This is a genomic window from Acidimicrobiia bacterium (assembly GCA_035471805.1).
GTDB lineage: Bacteria > Actinomycetota > Acidimicrobiia > Spongiisociales > JAHEDJ01 > JAHEDJ01.
In genome coordinates, this window is sequence record DATIPS010000015.1 from 25961 (window position 1) to 41920 (window position 15960).

The following is a 15960-nucleotide window of genomic DNA, read 5'->3' on the forward strand; positions in this document are numbered from 1 at the left end:
CCAGGCTATCGGGCCGGGAGGGATCGCGATGTTGCTCCCGCGTTCTCCAAATGGCCACGGCGGATCCAGAGACGGCGCGCTGCGGCAACCGTGACGAGGGCTATTGCGAGCACCAGTCCATCTGCCAACAGGCGCGGCCCGATCCAACCCCACACCCACAGCGGGTACACCGCCAAGGCCAACACAGCACCGACTACCAGAATCGCAACCAGGACCAGCCAATCCAACAGCGCCAGCGGCCACCTGCCGATCTGATCGCGGGCAGCCACTCCGCCCGCACCCAGGACGATGAGACCTATGACGGTGAGCACGATGCCGAAACTGAAATCGGCGTGCGACATCTCCACGGCTGCCCCTCCGACGGCGGCACCGACTCCGAGGAAGCCGCCGACCATGACTTCGGCGATGTCGCAGTATCGGCCGCTGCACCATATGCCCAATCCGACCAAGGGAAGCATCGCCAGCAACAGCAGGCCCAGTACAGAACGAACCCCCAGGTTCTGCGCGACGATCCAGACGCCGGCGGCGCCGGCGAATCCGACGAAGGCTCCCAGAGTCGCTCTGGCGACCTCGGAGCGGTCATGAAACCCGAAGACAACCGCAAGACCTGCCAGTACGAGGGCGGTGGTCAGCAACTCCGGAACGAGGTAGACGTCGGTCAGGCCGGCATCCTCCTGGGCGGGGACCGTGTATACATCTCGAACCCATTCACCGTCGGAATCGAGGCCCATTACGCCGTCGGCGCCGGCCGCTACCACCAGCTGCCAACGACTGCCTTCGTAGGTCGGCGCCATGCCGGCCAGTCCCAGGTCTGCGTGTCCGTCGCCGCACGGGCCGGGGAGTTGCCTGGCGAGATAGCCGACACGACCCGTTGGATACTCCCAGGAAGTCGTCCAGGAGCCATCCCCGCCTACTTCGATACCGAGTCGATCGGCTCTGATTCGATAGCAATCCCCCGAGCCGAGACAGACCTCATCACTGTATTTGGTTCGTTCGCGCGGGAGGCTCCGGGCCGGCTCCCAACTGTCGCCGTCATCGGTGGTGCCGAAGAGGGCGCCGGTCGAGTCGATGATGATGAAGCCGTCGGCGTGTGTAAAGACCTTCCAGGCACCGGATCCGAAACAGATAGCTGCCACGTTGAACAGCCCGAGCAAGACAATTCCTGCGAACAACAACCGGAGCCTGTCGGGCCGTTTGGTCATCGGGCACGCCGCTGTGAGGCCATCTCGACGGCAGACTCGGGGTCGGTCGGGAAGAGCTCGACAACGTCGGCAGCATCGCGTACCAGGAAATCGACCTCTTCCCGTTCCGACTGCCCAAACGGACGGAGCACGAAGTCGGAGGGATCCATCTGCCCCGGAGGACGACCGACGCCGACCTTGAGTCGCCAGAAATCCTGAGACGATGTGGCGCCGACGATCGACTTGATGCCGTTGTGGCCACCGGACCCTCGGCCCGAATGCAGGCGGAGACGCGCAAACGGTAGATCGATGTCGTCGTGAACGACCAGCAAATCCTCGATGCCCGCCTTGAAATAGCGCAAAGCGGACACCACGGAGCCGCCCGACTCGTTCATGTAGGCGTACGGCTTGACCAGCACCAACTGTCGATGCTCGAGGCGGTGAACGGCGACTTCGGCGTTGACCCGGCCCGGGCCGCCCTTGAAAGGCGCCGCCCAACGCTCCGACAGAATGTCGACGACTTCAGCACCGACGTTGTGACGGGTGCCCTGGTACTTTCGACCCGGATTGCGAAGCCCGACAACCACCAGGGGCGGCGTCAGCAGATCGCGACTACTCGTCGCTGCTCTCCCCGGCCTCAGCAGACTCACCAGCCTCTTCACCCTCTTCACCTTCTTCGAGGCCCTCTTCCGCTTCTTCCTCGGAGATGACCGCGGCCGGGATTGCAACGGTGACGACCGGGGCATCCGGATCGTCGAGGTAGTCGACACCCTCCAACACGGGTAGGTCGGAGATCTTGACGATGTCACCGATGTCGAGGTCGCTTATGTCGACGACGATGGCAGACGGAATTCCCCTGGGCAGAGCTTCAATTGTCACCGAGCTCCTGAGGGTTTCGACGATTCCACCACTGGTGCGGACACCGACAGGTTCTCCCTCGAGGTGCACGGTCACGTCGGTGGTGACCTTCTCTGTGAGAGAGATCGCCAGGAAATCGACGTGGTAGTACTCGGAGCGGAACGGGTGCCTCTGAATTTCCTTGGCCATCGTGAGCAAACTGCCGCTGCCTTCGATGTCAAGGGTGATGAGAGCGTTCAGGCCGGCCTCTGTGTGAAGCACGGAGTAGAGCTCGCGGGCGTTAACCGCGACGGACACGGGTTCGGCCTCACGACCGTAGACGGTTGCCGGGACAAGGCCCTCGCGACGCAGCCGGCGCGCGGGTCGGCTACCCATGGGGCGACCGGTCTCGGCGCGCAGAGTGAGTTCCATGAGGTGACTCCTTGGGAAAAAGGGGGACCACGCATTATGCCCGGGACGGCCGCCGTAGGCAAAGCGCGACACCCTGATGAGTCGGTTTCTCGGCAATACTATTGCGCGTGGACGACAACAGTATTGCTGAGAAAGCCGGGTTCGGGATTCTCGGCAATGTTGTTGTCCTCTGAGCTCAACAGTATTGCTGAGAAAGCTCAGGCAAGGGACCGGACAAGATCGGCTACAACGCGATCGGGATTCTGTCGAAGGTCGGTCGCCGTGTATCGAAGAATCCGATATCCGGCCAGGAGCAGTCGATTCTGGCGATTGCGATCGCGGGCAAACGCCTCCGGATCACTGTGAAACCGGTATCCGTCGAGCTCGATCACGAGACGCCGTTCAGGGTAGGCGAAATCGACCCGTCCGATCAGGACACCCCAGTCGTCGCGTATCTCGTATTGAGCAACCGGTATCGGCAGCAGCGCCTTGTCGACAATCCGGCGAAACTCATCTTCGAGAGCGCTTTCGTTTGTACCCACCCACTTGGCCCTTTCCTCTACGAGTCTCCGGATCACGCCGACTCCGGCGCGACCTTGCCGCCCAATATCACCAAGCAGGGTTTCAAACTCATTCAACGTGACGAGACGATCGCGCAGGACCTGGTTGAAAGCCCCCACGGCCATCCTCGGAGCAGATGCACCCAGGTCCACCACGGTTCGAGCGGGAGTGGTCGTCGGGATTCCGCGGACACTGGTGATGTGTGAGTCCGCAAGGTCCGTGGAACGGTGGACGTGGAAGGGTTTGGGTCGCCATCGCCCAGCGGATGTGGTCACATGAGGTTGTTCGGGACGCCGGTTGAGAAGACCCCATAGATGAGCTGCAGACTGGTGGGAGACTACAGCAGCGCCTCCGATGCCCAGAACAGCCGCCATCAGAGATTGCTCAACCGACGGCGGTGCCATCCTCGCCCGATACACGCCTCGATCGACGGGTACAAGTGCCCCGGTCCGCATCCGATGGTTGATAACACCAAGGCCGATGCCGGCGTTGATGAGCTGCCGGCGTGAGATGACCCCGTACTGAGCGGCAATCAGGTCGTCAACAGTTGCTCCAAAGCCACGATCCATGAAATGGAGATACCACGGACAAACGGCTCCCGGAAGACCCTTGGTTTCTCAGCAATCCTGATGCGCGTGGAGGACAACAGTATTGCTGAGAAATCCGGTCGGCCTTTCTCGGCAATGTTGTTGACCGTGGAGAACCATTCCATTGCTGAGAAAACCGAAGTCAGTGGAGGCCCACCAGGTCCCGCACCATCCTGGCGGTGGCTCCCCACAGAACCTCGCCGTCCAGATCGAAGAACCACACCTTGCGGCCCTGCCACAGTTCGAAACGCCAAGCAGATTCGTCGGCGAGGTCCGCGACTCGGGGCAGGAAGACCCTCTCGACCTCCCGCGGGGAAGGACGCAACTCGGGCACTCCCTGGATCCGACCGACCACCGGCACCACGAACAACGTGAACTCGACCGTGTGAATCACCGGCAGGAAACCCAAGAGCTCCACCGACGCCGGATCTATCCCGACCTCCTCCTCAGCCTCGCGAAGCGCCGTCGCGATCGGCCCGCTGTCTTCCGGATCGGGGCGCCCGCCGGGGAAGGCGATGTGGCCTGCGTGAGTCGGCATGGTCATCGGCCGCTTCGTCAGAATGACCCGAACGACGCCCGACTCGTCCGCGAAGAGTGGTACCAGCACCGCGGCGCGGTCCGAGCCAGTGCCTGCCGGTTCATCCGTCTCGATTCCTGGAAGTCGATCCCACATGCGGCGCCCCATGGTACGACCAGATAGGCTCTTTCCGAATGGAACTCGAACCAGACCCGTTATTCACCGGCCAGCTCATACTCAGGCCCTTTCGCCGGCGTGACGTCGATGCCCTCACCGGCGCGGTTCGAGCCTCCATCAACGACCTCCACGAGTGGTTGCCGTGGGCACACCTCGGCTACGGCCGAATCGAAGCCGCCCACTTCGTGCGCGAGTCGATCAAGGCCTGGCGCGAGACTCGCGCCTACGACTACTGCATCCGCGATCGCCAGGATGAAGAGAGCCTCCACCTCGGCAACGTCTCTATCTGGTTCGTCTCCAGAGGGTTCCGAACGGGCGAGATTGGGTACTGGGTTCGATCGGACCAAGCATCCCGTGGAATCGCCACCCAGGCAACCGCCCGACTGGCCCAGGTGGGGTTCGACCAGCTCAAGATGCATCGCATCGTGCTGCGAATCGCAGTCGGCAACCGTGCCAGTGAAAGGGTCGCCGAGAAACTCAACTTCGTGCGCGAGGGCATATTGCGGGAGGAGCTGAAAGTACGCGGTTCGTGGCTCGATCACACTGTGTACAGCATGCTCGATCACGAGTTCGACAGGCAGCGCCGGCACATCGCCGACCTGGTCGCCGGCGAGCAACCGTCAGTCGAGGGTGCCTGACCGCAAGGAGAGTCTCGTGCGGGCGGGTCCGAGCGCTCCGGGAGCACCACCACCCGAACGCGAAGCAGGGGCCCCATTGGGCCCCTGCTTCTCTGTACCGGTTGCTAGTTGCGAGACACTCGCTTCCTAGAAGTCCATGCCTCCGCCGTGGTCGTGTCCGCCGCCGGGAAGACTTGGAGAGTCTTCCTTGCGCTCTGCGATGAGAGCTTCGGTGGTCAGGAGCAACGCGGCGATCGATGCTGCGTTCTGGACGGTCGAACGCGTGACCTTGGCAGGATCGATGATCCCGGCCTTCATCAGGTCCTCGTATTCGCCGGTAGCAGCGTTGAACCCCAAGAGGCCCTCGCCGTTGCGAACATGCTCGACGACAACACCGCCTTCGTAGCCGGCGTTGACTGCGATCTGGCGAAGCGGCTCTTCGAGCGACCTGCGCACGATGATCCGACCCGTCTTCTCGTCGTCGTTGCCACCGCGCAGCTTGTCGAGAGCAACCTGCGCACGAAGCAGCGGAACGCCACCACCGGGCACGATGCCTTCTTCGACTGCGGCACGGGTGGCGGACACGGCATCTTCGATGCGGTGCTTCTTCTCTTTGAGCTCCACCTCGGTTGCCGCGCCGACCTTGATCACGACGACACCACCCGACAGTTTGGCGAGCCGCTCCTGGAGCTTCTCACGATCCCAATCAGAGTCGGTGTTCTCGATCTCACGCTCGATCTGCTTGATGCGGGAGGCGACATCGGTCTCGGAGCCTGCGCCGTCGATGACCGTCGTGTCGTCCTTCGTGACCACGACGCGGCGAGCGCGACCGAGCATGTCAACGGTGACACCCTCGAGCTTCAAGCCAACCTCTTCGGAGATGACGGTTCCGCCCGTGAGAATCGCAATGTCCTGCAGCATGGCCTTGCGACGCTCACCGAATCCGGGGGCCTTCATCGCAACCGACGAGAAGGTGCCGCGAATGCGGTTCACGACCAAGGTTGCCAGGGCTTCGCCCTCGATGTCCTCTGCGATCACGACGAGCGGTTTGCCCGTCTGCATGACCTTCTCGAGTACCGGAAGCAGGTCGTTGACCGAACCGATCTTCTGGTTGGCGATCAGGATGTAGGGATCGTCGAGAACGGCTTCCTGGCGATCCGGGTCGGTGATGAAATAAGGCGAGATGTAGCCCTTGTCGAACTGCATGCCTTCGGTGAACTCGAGTTCGATTCCGAAGGTCTGGCCTTCTTCAACAGTGATGACGCCGTCTTTGCCGACTTTGTCCATCGCTTCGGCGATCTTCTTGCCGATCGTGGGGTCGGCGGCGGAGATGGCGGCTACGGCCGCGACCTCGTCGCTGGTCTCGATCGTGCGAGAGAACTCGCCGATGAACTCGACGACCTTGGCAACCGCCTGCTCGATACCGCGCTTGAGGTCCATCGGGTTCGCACCGGCGGCGACGTTGCGCAGACCCTCACGGACCATTGCTTGCGCCAGCACGGTTGCAGTGGTGGTGCCGTCACCGGCGACATCATTGGTCTTGGTGGCGACTTCCTTTGCGAGCTGAGCACCCATGTTCTCCCATGGGTCATCGAGCTCGATCTCTTTTGCGATGGTGACACCGTCGTTGGTGATCGTGGGAGCTCCCCACTTCTTCTCCAACACGACGTTGCGGCCCTTGGGGCCGAGCGTCACCTTTACAACATCGGCGAGCTTGTTTACGCCCGCCTCGAGGCCCCTACGGGCCTCCTCATCGAAACGTAGTTCCTTCGCAGCCATTCAGAATCCTTCCTTATGTCTCAGCCGACGATGGCGAGAAGGTCGCGTGATGACAGGATCAGGTATTCCTGCCCATCCACCTTGACCTCCGTGCCACCAAACTTCGAATACACGACAACATCGCCTTTGCTCACGTCCATGGGCATGCGATCGCCATCTTCATTGAGTGCGCCCGGCCCAACGGCCAGAACCTCACCAAATTGCGGCTTTTCCTTGGCGGTGTCGGGAATCACCAGGCCGGAAGGAGTCCGCGCGTCGTCCTCCTCCTTCGCCTTGACGACCACTCGGTCGCCGAGAGGCTGAAGCTTCATGCCGAATCCTCCTAAAGATTGCGGGTTAGCACTCTCTGTATGAGAGTGCCAACAACGTTAGCACTCTCCCGCGATGAGTGCTAGTCCGCCGTCCGGCGGCTGAGAAGGCCCCGCAGTCAGTTAGTCTCCGCCGCGCCCGGACCAGACCATCCGTCCGGGAAGGAGACATTGAGTGACGTTCAGCCAAGGCTTCCTGGATACTGAAGCAACCCACCTCGCTCACAATTACGCACCCCTCCCGGTCGTACTTGCCCGCGGCGAGGGCAGCTGGGTGTATGACGTCGACGGCCGTGCATATCTGGACTTCCTCGCCGGTTACTCGGCCCTCAACTTCGGCCATCAGAACCCGCGCCTCATCGCCGCGGCGCGACACCAGCTCGAAACGCTGACTCTGACCAGCCGGGCGTTTCGCAGCGACAGGTTGGCCCCTTTCGCGAAGGCACTGACCGCCTTGTGCGGCAAGGAATCCATGCTCCCGATGAACACCGGCGCGGAGGCGGTCGAGACCGCCATCAAGATCGCCCGCAAATGGGGCTACGTTCGAAAGGGCGTCGGTCACGATCGTGCCAAGATCATCGTCAGCGACGGGAACTTCCACGGCCGGACCACCACCATCGTCAGCTTCTCATCCGACGAGGATGCTCGTACCGGCTTCGGCCCCTATACGCCGGGGTTCGTGTCGATCCCGTTCGGCGATGCCGCTGCCCTTGAGGCAGCAATCGACGAAGACACGGTGGCTTTCGTGCTCGAACCCATACAGGGCGAAGCAGGCGTGATCTTGCCGCCCGACGGCTGGTTGCGCGACGTTCGGCGGATCTGCTCCGATAACGAAGTGCTCATGATCGCCGACGAGATCCAGTCCGGACTCGGACGCAGCGGAGCCACATTCGCATGCGACCTCGAAGACGTCACACCCGATGTCTACATACTCGGGAAGGCTCTCGGCGGGGGGATTCTCCCGGTCTCAGCCGTCGTTGCGAACTGGGACATAATGAGCGTCCTCTCCCCCGGTCAGCATGGAAGCACCTTCGGTGGAAATCCCCTTGGAGCGGCAGTCGGACTGGAAGTGGTGGAGATTCTCGGCGAGGGCGAGATCCAGGCAAGAACGGTCGAACTCGGGAGGATCTTTGCCGACGGGCTCGCCTCGATAGCAGCCGAGTCCCGGGCCATCGCCGACATCCGTGTCCGTGGCCTGTGGGCCGGGGTGGACATCGCCGCCGGGGGCCCCACGGGCAAAGAGGTGACCACCCGGTTGGCGTCCAACGGTGTGTTGGCCAAGGAAACGCACGGTCGGACGATTCGATTCTCGCCGCCGCTGACCATCAGCGGCGGTGACCTCGCGCTTGGCCTGGAGAGAATCGCGCAATCCCTGGCATAGCTTTGCGCGGTCGGGACGGGGTCACCGGCTCTTCTTTGGACCGGGGAAGAAGGCGTTGGTGGTCCGAACGTACTCCTCGTATCCGGACCGGGCCTTCACGAGCTTCTTCTCCAACGGCGCCACCCCGGAAACGCGCAACAGGAGAACCGACATCACGATCGGGCCGTAGATACTCCACCATCCGCCCGCATCCGCGGCGACCAGGAACAGGCCCCACCACACCATGAAGTCGCCGAAGTAGTTGGGATGACGTGTCAATCCCCACAATCCGGAGTCGAGCACTTTCCCATGGTTGGAAGGGTCCCGTTTGAAGATCGAGAGTTGCCAGTCGCCGACCGCTTCGAAAAACAAACCCACCGCCCATACGGCGATCCCGACGAAGGCGAGAAGACCAGGATCGTCGGATCCGTCGACTCCGGCCAGCAGTGGAGCGGAAACCAGCCAGGCCAGGAAGGCGTTGACCCAGAACACTGTGATCAGGTTCCTGTAAGGCCAGGTCGGGCCGCCGCGCTCACGCATGCGCCGATAGCGGAAGTCCTCGGGTTCCCCCCAGTTGCGCCAAGTGAGATGTCCGGACAATCGGAGCCCCCACGCCGTCACCAACGCCAGCGTCAAGGTGGTTCGTCCGCCTGCCGGAGCATCCGTGGCCGTCGCGTAGACGACCGCGACCACTATGAAGGTCAGACTCCAGAAGAGGTCGATGATCCCCGCATCCCGGCGCACCAGGCTGGCCACCCAAACGAGGAGGGTGATGGCGGCAAGAACGGCAAGGCCGAGAAGAGATGCGGTTGAGTCGAACATTCCTTCACTCGTCTGGCTCTTATATCACCGGCGCAGTTGCCGGAGGTTCTCCGGTCAGGCCGTGTCGAGGCGCAGATTGGTATCGACCTGGCTGTCCCAAGCCGAGTAGACGCCCTGCGCCAACCAGTGCGCTCCGGCCACACCAATCATCGCCGCGTTGTCAGTGCAGAGGGCCAGAGCCGGTAAGAACAGTTCGACCCCTCTCCTGGCGGCCTCTTCCTCCATTCTCTGCCGGAGACGCCGATTGGCGAGAACTCCACCTCCCGCCCCGACCATCCGAACGCCGGTGTCCTCGACGGCGTTGAATGTCTTCTGGATGAGCACATCGACGATCGCCTCTTGGAAGGATGCGGCAACGTCCTCGATCGGCGGGAGAGAACCGGAGGCTTTGGCCTTCTCGATGAATGTGACGGTTGCGGTCTTCAGCCCGGAGAACGAGACGTCGTACCTGCGCTCGCGCAAGGGACGCGGCAGGGCGATAGCCTGCGGATCGCCGTCGGAGGACATCCGATCGATGGCCGGACCACCCGGATATCCGAGACCCATGAAGCGAGCGATCTTGTCGAACGCCTCACCGGCGGCATCGTCGATGGTCTGCCCGAGAACCTCGTAATCACCCCAGCCGCGTACATGAACGACCTGGCTGTGTCCTCCGGAGGCAAGCAAGACAACTGCCGGTGGAGCGAAGCCTTCGAACTCGAGGCGGGGAGCCATCAGGTGCCCCTCCATGTGATCCACTCCAACGAACGGCAACTGTCGTGCCCATGCGGTGGCCTTGGCGAAGGAGAAACCGACCAGCAGCGCTCCCACGAGACCGGGCCCCTGGGTTGCAGCTATGCCATCCAGGTCGTCGGGATGGATACCGGCCTCGACCAGAGCCCGGTGGGTCAGCGAGCGGATCGACTCCACGTGTGCCCTTGCCGCAATTTCGGGCACAACCCCACCGAATCTGGCGTGCATGTCCACCTGGGACGACAAAACGTTCGACAGGATCTTGGAGCCGCGCACCACCGCCACCGCCGTCTCGTCGCAGCTCGTCTCGAAAGCCAGAACCGTTGGTTCGATTGTCACAGTTCCTCCCGAATCGACTGCAGTCGTTCCTGGTAGTCGGGCTCGTTGATGCCGCTCGCCCACATGATCAGCGCATCCTCGTTCAGGTAGTAATCCTTGCGGACTCCCACCGGCGCAAAGCCGAACTTCCGGTACAGGGCCTGGGCGGAATCGTTGGACATCCTCACCTCGAGCGTCAGATGCTCTGCGTCGGAGGCCAGCGCCGCTTCGACGAGTCGCATCATCAGGCGTTTGGCGATTCCCCCGCCCCGTGTCTCCGGCGACACCGATACGGTAGTTATATGGGCATCCTCGAACACGATCATCATGCCCGCATAGGCGACCGGCCTGTCGCCATCAACCGCTATGAGGTATACCCGGTTCGGCTGCGAGAGCTCGTCCCGGAAGACACCCTCCGACCAGGGCTCGGGATATACCCGGCGTTCCAGTTCGGCCACCAGGGGAATGTCGGCGGGTGTCATCGCCCGGATCTCCATCACGCCTACGCCGTGCCGTCCCACGGCCCCTCCTGACGGAACTGCTTCCAGGCGATGGACACGTCCGGTTCTCTCAAATAGAGCGGGCGCAGGTCTTCAGGTGAGGGGAACACACCCTTCTGGAGTGGCCCGGCAGCCAGATCGAGCAACGCCGAGGCATCCGGATAACGAGGCCGACCCGACTTGACCCGATGCAATCCGCGGAAGGTCGCCTCCGGAACGCTCTGGGTGTCTCCAACGATCAGCACCTCGCCCGCATCCGACTCGAGCATCGCCCGCAGATGATCCGGGGACATGATCTCAGGCGGTCCATCCTTGACGACCCCGCCGGGAACCGGCCGGTAGGACGCCACTGCCAGCTCACCGCGCCGCACATCGACGACCGCATATATGTGCCGATGTCCGGTAGCCGCCCGCAGGGCAACGGCGTCGAGAGACGTAACCGGGATGACGGGGATTCCGAGCGCGGCCGCCATGCCCTGTGCGGTCGAGAGACCCACCCGGATCCCGGTGTAGAGGCCGGGGCCGACGTCGACGGCTATGGCATCCAGATCGGCGGGATTCCATCCGGCCTGATCGAAACAGAAATCAACCGCAGTCACGATGAACCCTCCGTGCCCCTGCCGGTCGACCCGTTTGGCCGAGGCAACAGTGGCACGCCCATCCCCCAGTGCGACCGACGAAGCCGGCGTCGCGGTCTCGATTGCCAGAACCTTCACTCGGACATCTCCTCGAGAGGCCGCTTCGCCCAGTCGCCGTTCGGCTCGAGACGGACGCGTCGATCAGTCTCGCCCGTGATCTCAATGAGAACCTTCAAGTGATCACCGGGAAGGCTGGCTACCACCGCATCACCCCACTCGACTACCAGCACGGAGCTCAGCGACTCTTCGTATACATCGAGAGCGTCGAACTCTCCAAGGGAGCCAATCCGGTAGACATCGACATGAACGAGAGGGAGGAACCCGGACGTGTACTTCTTCATCAGAACGAAGGATGGGCTGGTCACGTGTTCGTCGATGCCGAGACCATCGGCGATTCCGCCGACAAAAGCAGTCTTACCGGCGCCCAATGTGCCGCACAGCACCACGACGTCTCCGGCGCGTAGCAGCCCGGACAGTCGGCGCCCGATTGCCCGAGTGTCCGCGTCGGAACCAGAGTTGAGATCAACAGTCACGCAAAGAACTCCAACTGCGTTGTTTCCTGGAGGCTAGTTGCCCGGGGGCCCGCCTCCGTGCGTTCCCGGGTAGCTATGACCGGATCTTCGACGGACCCTTCGTCGAGGACCCGGCGGGCCAGCGCGAAGTCTTTGCGCATGTCGTTGAGGACTCGCTCACCGCCCCGCAACGCCGCCGCCGGGTGGAACGTGGGAACCACGAATCTCCCCCACCACGGGTAGGCGGTTCCCCGCAGCCGGGTGATCCCGGTCGATGTCTTGAGGAGCAGTTTGGATGCGAAGTTGCCCAGCGTCATCACCACCGCCGGGTCTATCAGCTTTATCTGTCTTGCCAGATAGCCCTTGCACGCCTCGATCTCCTCCTCCCTGGGATCGCGGTTGCCCGGCGGACGACATTTCAGAACGTTGGCGATGTATACCTCATCGCGGGAGATCCCCACCTCTTCGGCCAGGCGGTCGAGGAGTCGACCCGCCGCCCCGACAAAGGGCTCGCCGCTCAGGTCCTCGTTGCGGCCCGGCGCCTCGCCGATGAACATGAGATCGGCATTGGCACCGCCGACACCGAACACGACGTTCGTTCTCGTTTCGGCGAGGCCGCACGCAACACAGGCGGCCGCCTCTTCCGCCAGGAGCCGAAGCTCGTTGTCACTCACCTGATGTTCCTCGTCGGATCGCCGCCTCTATCGCTCGCGCGGTGGCAACAAAAGCAGCCTCGGACAGCCGGTCGACGTCGCCCGGGCGGGCCCCGCACGAAACTGCAAACGCCGCATCGCCATCATATCGAGTGTGTGCAGGCCGAAGACAGGCTGCCAGAGCGTCCTGGGCGCGGACGGCCAGCCGCCGGGTAGACGGGCGGTCGAGAGCCGCGTCCGTGACGACCACCACGAGGGTCGTGTTGACCGCCGTCATCGTCGCCGGGTTGAAATCGGGAGCGACCTGACCTCCGGTGAGGGACTCCCCTTCGAGAGTGAACACATCACCGAGCGCGTTGACCACCGCGAGCGCGGCAACCGTGACGCCGTCGAGATCCACCGAAGCAGACCCCAACCCGCCCGGGCGTATGTGCTCCAAACCCCGCCACTTGGAAACGGTTGCACCTGCGCCGGCCCCGACGGGCCCGTTCTCGACCGGATCGGCGGTGGCCGCCCGGTAGGCGAGCGATCCCTGCGCCGGGCCGGGCCGGGCGTCGGCATCGCCCGCCGCCATGTCGAAGATCACGGCGGCGGGGACGATGGGAACCGGGCCGAGCGGCGTGGGGTGCCCGCGACCATCTGCAAGGAGTTCCCGCATCACACCGTCTGCGGCGGCCAGGCCGAATGCGCTTCCGCCGGTCAACAGCAGAGCCTGGATCGTCTCGACCCGCATACCCGGCTCGAGGAGAGCCGTTTCACGGGTTCCCGGTGCACCGCCGCGAATCTCGACTGCGGCCACATTCGGCTCCGGCAACACGACGACGGTACAGCCGGTGATCCCGGTCGGGTGGGTCCAATGACCCACCTTCACTCCCTCGACGGCCGTGAGGGTCATGGCAAGTACCTCCTCGGCATGCGCGGCCCGATCTGGCACACGATCTCGTAGTTGATGGTCCCGATCAGATCCGCCCACTCCTCAACCCTGATTTGCTCATCACCCTGACGGCCGATCAGAACGACCTCATCTCCTACCTCGATCTCATCGTTTCCGACGTCGACCACGATGTAGTCCATCGTCACCGTGCCTGCCAGCGGATATCGCCTTCCTCGAATGAGGACCTCTCCGACCGAGGAGAGCAAACGCGGCATGCCGTCGGCATAGCCGATCGGGACGGAGGCAACCCGACCGTTGGAAGGCAACGGACGTCGCCTGCCGTACGAGGGGCGGGTGCCGGCCGGGTGCCGCCGGATATGCGCCACCTTGGAGACGACACTCATCGCCGGCCGCAACCCGAGATCGGCACCAACGGACGGAGAAGGCTGCAGTCCGTAAGTCCCGATTCCAACCCTCACCATGTCGTAGCGAGCCTCCGGAAACAGAATCGCTCCCGCCGTGTTGGCCGCGTGGACCAGTGGAACTCGTATGCCCTCGGACCGCAGGACGTTCAACGTCTCCTCGAAGCGCTCGATCTGGGTTCGTGTGAAGTCGGCATCCTCCTCAGCGACGGCGAAGTGGGTCCACACCGCTGCGAGGTCCAGACCGGGAGAATCACAGATGAGGCGGGCAAAGTGGAGGGCATCGGCCGCCGAAGCACCGACCCTGTGCATGCCCGTGTCTATCTTCAGGTGCACCGAGACGGGGGATGTGGCCAGGGAGGCCAGCGCCTCGATCATGGGGAGCGAATAGACGGTGGGTGTCAGGTCCCATTGCAGTAGCGCGGGGGCCGATCCGACCGGGGGCTCCGACAGCAGCAGGATCGGTGCATCGATACCGGCCTCCCGCAGGCGAGCACCTTCGGATACCAGTGCCACCGCCAGGCGGCCGGCTCCAGCGTCGATCGCAGCCTCGGCGACCGGCACATCCCCGTGACCGTAAGCATCGGCTTTGACGACTGCACAGACTTCCGCCGGCGCCACCAGGCCGGCCAGCGCGGAAACATTGTGCGCCACCGCGTCGAGATCGACGTCGACCCAGGTAGGCCTCACCGGACGACCCTCCCGATTTCTCGTACCAGCGACATTGCCGTGACGTTCTCTCGCTCGGCAAGTGTCGCACCGGCGATGCCATGCCAGTAGGCGGCACTTCTCGCGGCCGTCTCATGGGGCATACCCGAGGAGACAAAAGCCGCCGTCACGCCGGTCAGCACGTCACCCGTCCCGATAGTGGCCAATTCCGGGCCACCGGAGTCCACGACCCACAGCTCTTCTCCGGCAACGAAGGTCGGGTTGCCCTTGAGAACCACTGTGGCACCGGTCTCCCTGGCCAGAGAGGTTGCCTCCGAGTAACCGGCGTCGTGCCCGGTCAGACGCCGGAACTCCCCCGCGTGCGGGGTGATGATCGTCGGGGCACGGCGGGTTGCGAGCAGATCGACGCCGGACAGGGTGTTGATGCCGTCCGCATCGAGCAGAAGCGGACCGGTCCAACGCTCGAGGAGCAGCCGAACGAACCCATCAACCCCGGGGCCGAGCCCGGGGCCGACCGCCAACACGTCGAAGCGGGCCGCGTGGTCGAGCACTTCGATGGCGTCCTCGGTGGCGGGGACTCCACCTTTGCCGAAGGCGTGGGTGAGGACTCCGGGAGCCGATGAGGCATAGATCCCCTGCGTGTCGGCCCGGCAGATGATCGACGTAGACCCTGCACCGGCGGCAAGAGCCGACCAGGCGGCGAGGAGAGCTGCTCCGGTCATCCCTGGTGCACCGCCCACAACCGCCACCGATCCGGCCGACCACTTGTGCACGGTCCGACCTCGTTCGGGGAGAGGAGCGTCGGATCGTTCACACTCAAAGAACTCGGAATCACCCTGCGGCAGGCCAATGGCGACAACATTCACGACACCGCATACGTCCGGCCCGAGGCCGACGAGGTGGCCGACCTTCTTCGCCTGAAAAGTCACGGTCCGTTCGGCCCGGAAACAGGAACCGGCCGAAGTGCCGTCGGTGGCGTTCAATCCGCTTGGAACATCCACCGATAGAACCCGCCCGGCAAACTTCGCCCAGGAGATGGCGGCTTCCGGGAGGTTGCCCCGGAATCCGGCGCCGAAGAGAGCATCGACGACGAGATCGACGGGAACGGGATCGGCCTCCCACGGCCGGATCGGCACGCCTGCAGACCGAGCCAGGCCGGCCGCCCATTTTGCGCCGGTCGAACGCGGCTCGGCGAGCGCCAGTACCCGGACCGCCACGCCCCGCTCACGTAAGTAGCGGGCTGCCACATAACCGTCACCACCGTTGTTGCCGGGCCCGGCGAGGACGACGACCTGCGAGCCGTAGCCGATCCCCATGTCGACCGCCGCGAGTGCAACGCCGAGTCCGGCGCGCTCCATGAGCACTTGAACCGTTTCGGTCGAAGCCTCGTCGAGTGCGGCCGCCTGCGCTGCCGTTAGAACGGGTTTCATGGAAGGGGGCTGATTGCGGGCACGACATTGATGATAGGGAAGACTCGCGGCCGCC

The 15960-nt window shown here is 63.6% G+C and carries 18 protein-coding genes; 2 read left to right on the forward strand and 16 right to left on the reverse strand.

Features of this window, described 5'->3' with window-relative positions; translation table 11 throughout:
- Positions 1–5: 5 nt before the first annotated feature.
- The 5 genes from VLT15_03405 to VLT15_03425 all read right to left on the reverse strand — a co-directional run bounded on the left by VLT15_03405 (position 6) and on the right by VLT15_03425 (position 4262).
- Complete coding sequence (locus tag VLT15_03405; GenBank protein HSR44264.1) at positions 6–1202, reverse strand: hypothetical protein; 1197 nt, start codon at positions 1200–1202, stop codon at positions 6–8.
- Positions 1199–1831: an aminoacyl-tRNA hydrolase gene (gene pth, locus VLT15_03410; protein HSR44265.1), complete on the reverse strand. Its 633-nt coding sequence runs from the start codon at positions 1829–1831 to the stop codon at positions 1199–1201. The genes VLT15_03405 and pth overlap by 4 nt, the downstream gene beginning before the upstream one ends.
- A complete protein-coding gene (locus tag VLT15_03415) occupies positions 1794–2450 on the reverse strand; it encodes a 50S ribosomal protein L25 (protein HSR44266.1) in 657 nt (218 codons plus the stop codon). Before VLT15_03415 ends, pth begins: the two co-directional genes overlap by 38 nt.
- A gap of 197 nt (positions 2451–2647) precedes the next feature.
- Complete coding sequence (locus VLT15_03420) at positions 2648–3559, reverse strand: DUF559 domain-containing protein (GenBank protein HSR44267.1); 912 nt, start codon at positions 3557–3559, stop codon at positions 2648–2650.
- Between the two features lie 160 nt (positions 3560–3719).
- Positions 3720–4262: a CoA pyrophosphatase gene (locus VLT15_03425; GenBank protein HSR44268.1), complete on the reverse strand. Its 543-nt coding sequence runs from the start codon at positions 4260–4262 to the stop codon at positions 3720–3722.
- A gap of 26 nt (positions 4263–4288) precedes the next feature.
- On the opposite strand from VLT15_03425, the gene VLT15_03430 reads away from it, so the two are divergent.
- A complete protein-coding gene (locus tag VLT15_03430) occupies positions 4289–4909 on the forward strand; it encodes a GNAT family protein (GenBank protein HSR44269.1) in 621 nt (206 codons plus the stop codon).
- 126 nt (positions 4910–5035) lie between these two features.
- Here VLT15_03430 and groL read toward each other — a convergent pair whose 3' ends face one another.
- Entirely contained in the window at positions 5036–6667 is a 1632-nt protein-coding gene (gene groL, locus VLT15_03435) for a chaperonin GroEL (protein HSR44270.1), read from the reverse strand.
- A gap of 20 nt (positions 6668–6687) precedes the next feature.
- Positions 6688–6978, reverse strand: coding sequence for a co-chaperone GroES (groES, locus tag VLT15_03440; GenBank protein ID HSR44271.1), 291 nt, complete (start codon positions 6976–6978; stop codon positions 6688–6690).
- A gap of 172 nt (positions 6979–7150) precedes the next feature.
- Between groES and rocD the strand changes: the two genes are divergently transcribed.
- Positions 7151–8356, forward strand: coding sequence for an ornithine--oxo-acid transaminase (rocD, locus tag VLT15_03445; GenBank protein HSR44272.1), 1206 nt, complete (start codon positions 7151–7153; stop codon positions 8354–8356).
- A 21-nt stretch (positions 8357–8377) separates the two neighbouring features.
- Here rocD and VLT15_03450 read toward each other — a convergent pair whose 3' ends face one another.
- Genes VLT15_03450 through VLT15_03490 form a run of 9 tightly spaced genes read right to left on the reverse strand, consistent with a single transcriptional unit; the run spans position 8378 to position 15905 of the window.
- Complete coding sequence (locus tag VLT15_03450; GenBank protein ID HSR44273.1) at positions 8378–9157, reverse strand: DUF1295 domain-containing protein; 780 nt, start codon at positions 9155–9157, stop codon at positions 8378–8380.
- Between the two features lie 54 nt (positions 9158–9211).
- Complete coding sequence (tsaD, locus tag VLT15_03455) at positions 9212–10228, reverse strand: tRNA (adenosine(37)-N6)-threonylcarbamoyltransferase complex transferase subunit TsaD (protein ID HSR44274.1); 1017 nt, start codon at positions 10226–10228, stop codon at positions 9212–9214.
- Positions 10225–10728 (reverse strand): ribosomal protein S18-alanine N-acetyltransferase, encoded by a 504-nt coding sequence (rimI, locus tag VLT15_03460; protein HSR44275.1) that lies wholly within the window; start codon positions 10726–10728, stop codon positions 10225–10227. The genes tsaD and rimI overlap by 4 nt, the downstream gene beginning before the upstream one ends.
- The gene (gene tsaB / locus VLT15_03465; protein HSR44276.1) at positions 10710–11423 is read right to left on the reverse strand and encodes a tRNA (adenosine(37)-N6)-threonylcarbamoyltransferase complex dimerization subunit type 1 TsaB; all 714 of its coding nucleotides are present in this window, start codon (positions 11421–11423) and stop codon (positions 10710–10712) included. Before tsaB ends, rimI begins: the two co-directional genes overlap by 19 nt.
- Positions 11420–11878 (reverse strand): tRNA (adenosine(37)-N6)-threonylcarbamoyltransferase complex ATPase subunit type 1 TsaE, encoded by a 459-nt coding sequence (gene tsaE / locus VLT15_03470; protein HSR44277.1) that lies wholly within the window; start codon positions 11876–11878, stop codon positions 11420–11422. The genes tsaB and tsaE overlap by 4 nt, the downstream gene beginning before the upstream one ends.
- Positions 11875–12531 (reverse strand): uracil-DNA glycosylase, encoded by a 657-nt coding sequence (locus tag VLT15_03475; GenBank protein ID HSR44278.1) that lies wholly within the window; start codon positions 12529–12531, stop codon positions 11875–11877. Before VLT15_03475 ends, tsaE begins: the two co-directional genes overlap by 4 nt.
- Positions 12524–13405 carry a P1 family peptidase gene (locus VLT15_03480; protein HSR44279.1) on the reverse strand — a complete coding sequence of 294 codons (882 nt, stop codon included), beginning with the start codon at positions 13403–13405 and terminating at the stop codon, positions 12524–12526. The genes VLT15_03475 and VLT15_03480 overlap by 8 nt, the downstream gene beginning before the upstream one ends.
- The gene (gene alr / locus VLT15_03485) at positions 13402–14496 is read right to left on the reverse strand and encodes an alanine racemase (GenBank protein ID HSR44280.1); all 1095 of its coding nucleotides are present in this window, start codon (positions 14494–14496) and stop codon (positions 13402–13404) included. Before alr ends, VLT15_03480 begins: the two co-directional genes overlap by 4 nt.
- The gene (locus tag VLT15_03490; GenBank protein ID HSR44281.1) at positions 14493–15905 is read right to left on the reverse strand and encodes an NAD(P)H-hydrate dehydratase; all 1413 of its coding nucleotides are present in this window, start codon (positions 15903–15905) and stop codon (positions 14493–14495) included. The genes alr and VLT15_03490 overlap by 4 nt, the downstream gene beginning before the upstream one ends.
- Positions 15906–15960 lie beyond the last annotated feature (55 nt).

Bases quoted from the DNA above. Each gene is read 5' to 3' on its own strand.
- VLT15_03405 (HSR44264.1), bottom strand. From the start codon at position 1,202: ATGACCAAACGGCCCGACAGGCTCCGGTTGTTGTTCGCAGGAATTGTC.
- VLT15_03415 (HSR44266.1), bottom strand. From the start codon at position 2,450: ATGGAACTCACTCTGCGCGCCGAGACCGGTCGCCCCATGGGTAGCCGA.
- VLT15_03420 (HSR44267.1), bottom strand. From the start codon at position 3,559: ATGGATCGTGGCTTTGGAGCAACTGTTGACGACCTGATTGCCGCTCAG.
- VLT15_03425 (HSR44268.1), bottom strand. From the start codon at position 4,262: ATGGGGCGCCGCATGTGGGATCGACTTCCAGGAATCGAGACGGATGAA.
- VLT15_03430 (HSR44269.1), top strand. From the start codon at position 4,289: ATGGAACTCGAACCAGACCCGTTATTCACCGGCCAGCTCATACTCAGG.
- groL (HSR44270.1), bottom strand. From the start codon at position 6,667: ATGGCTGCGAAGGAACTACGTTTCGATGAGGAGGCCCGTAGGGGCCTC.
- groES (HSR44271.1), bottom strand. From the start codon at position 6,978: ATGAAGCTTCAGCCTCTCGGCGACCGAGTGGTCGTCAAGGCGAAGGAG.
- VLT15_03450 (HSR44273.1), bottom strand. From the start codon at position 9,157: ATGTTCGACTCAACCGCATCTCTTCTCGGCCTTGCCGTTCTTGCCGCC.
- VLT15_03480 (HSR44279.1), bottom strand. From the start codon at position 13,405: ATGACCCTCACGGCCGTCGAGGGAGTGAAGGTGGGTCATTGGACCCAC.
- VLT15_03490 (HSR44281.1), bottom strand. From the start codon at position 15,905: ATGAAACCCGTTCTAACGGCAGCGCAGGCGGCCGCACTCGACGAGGCT.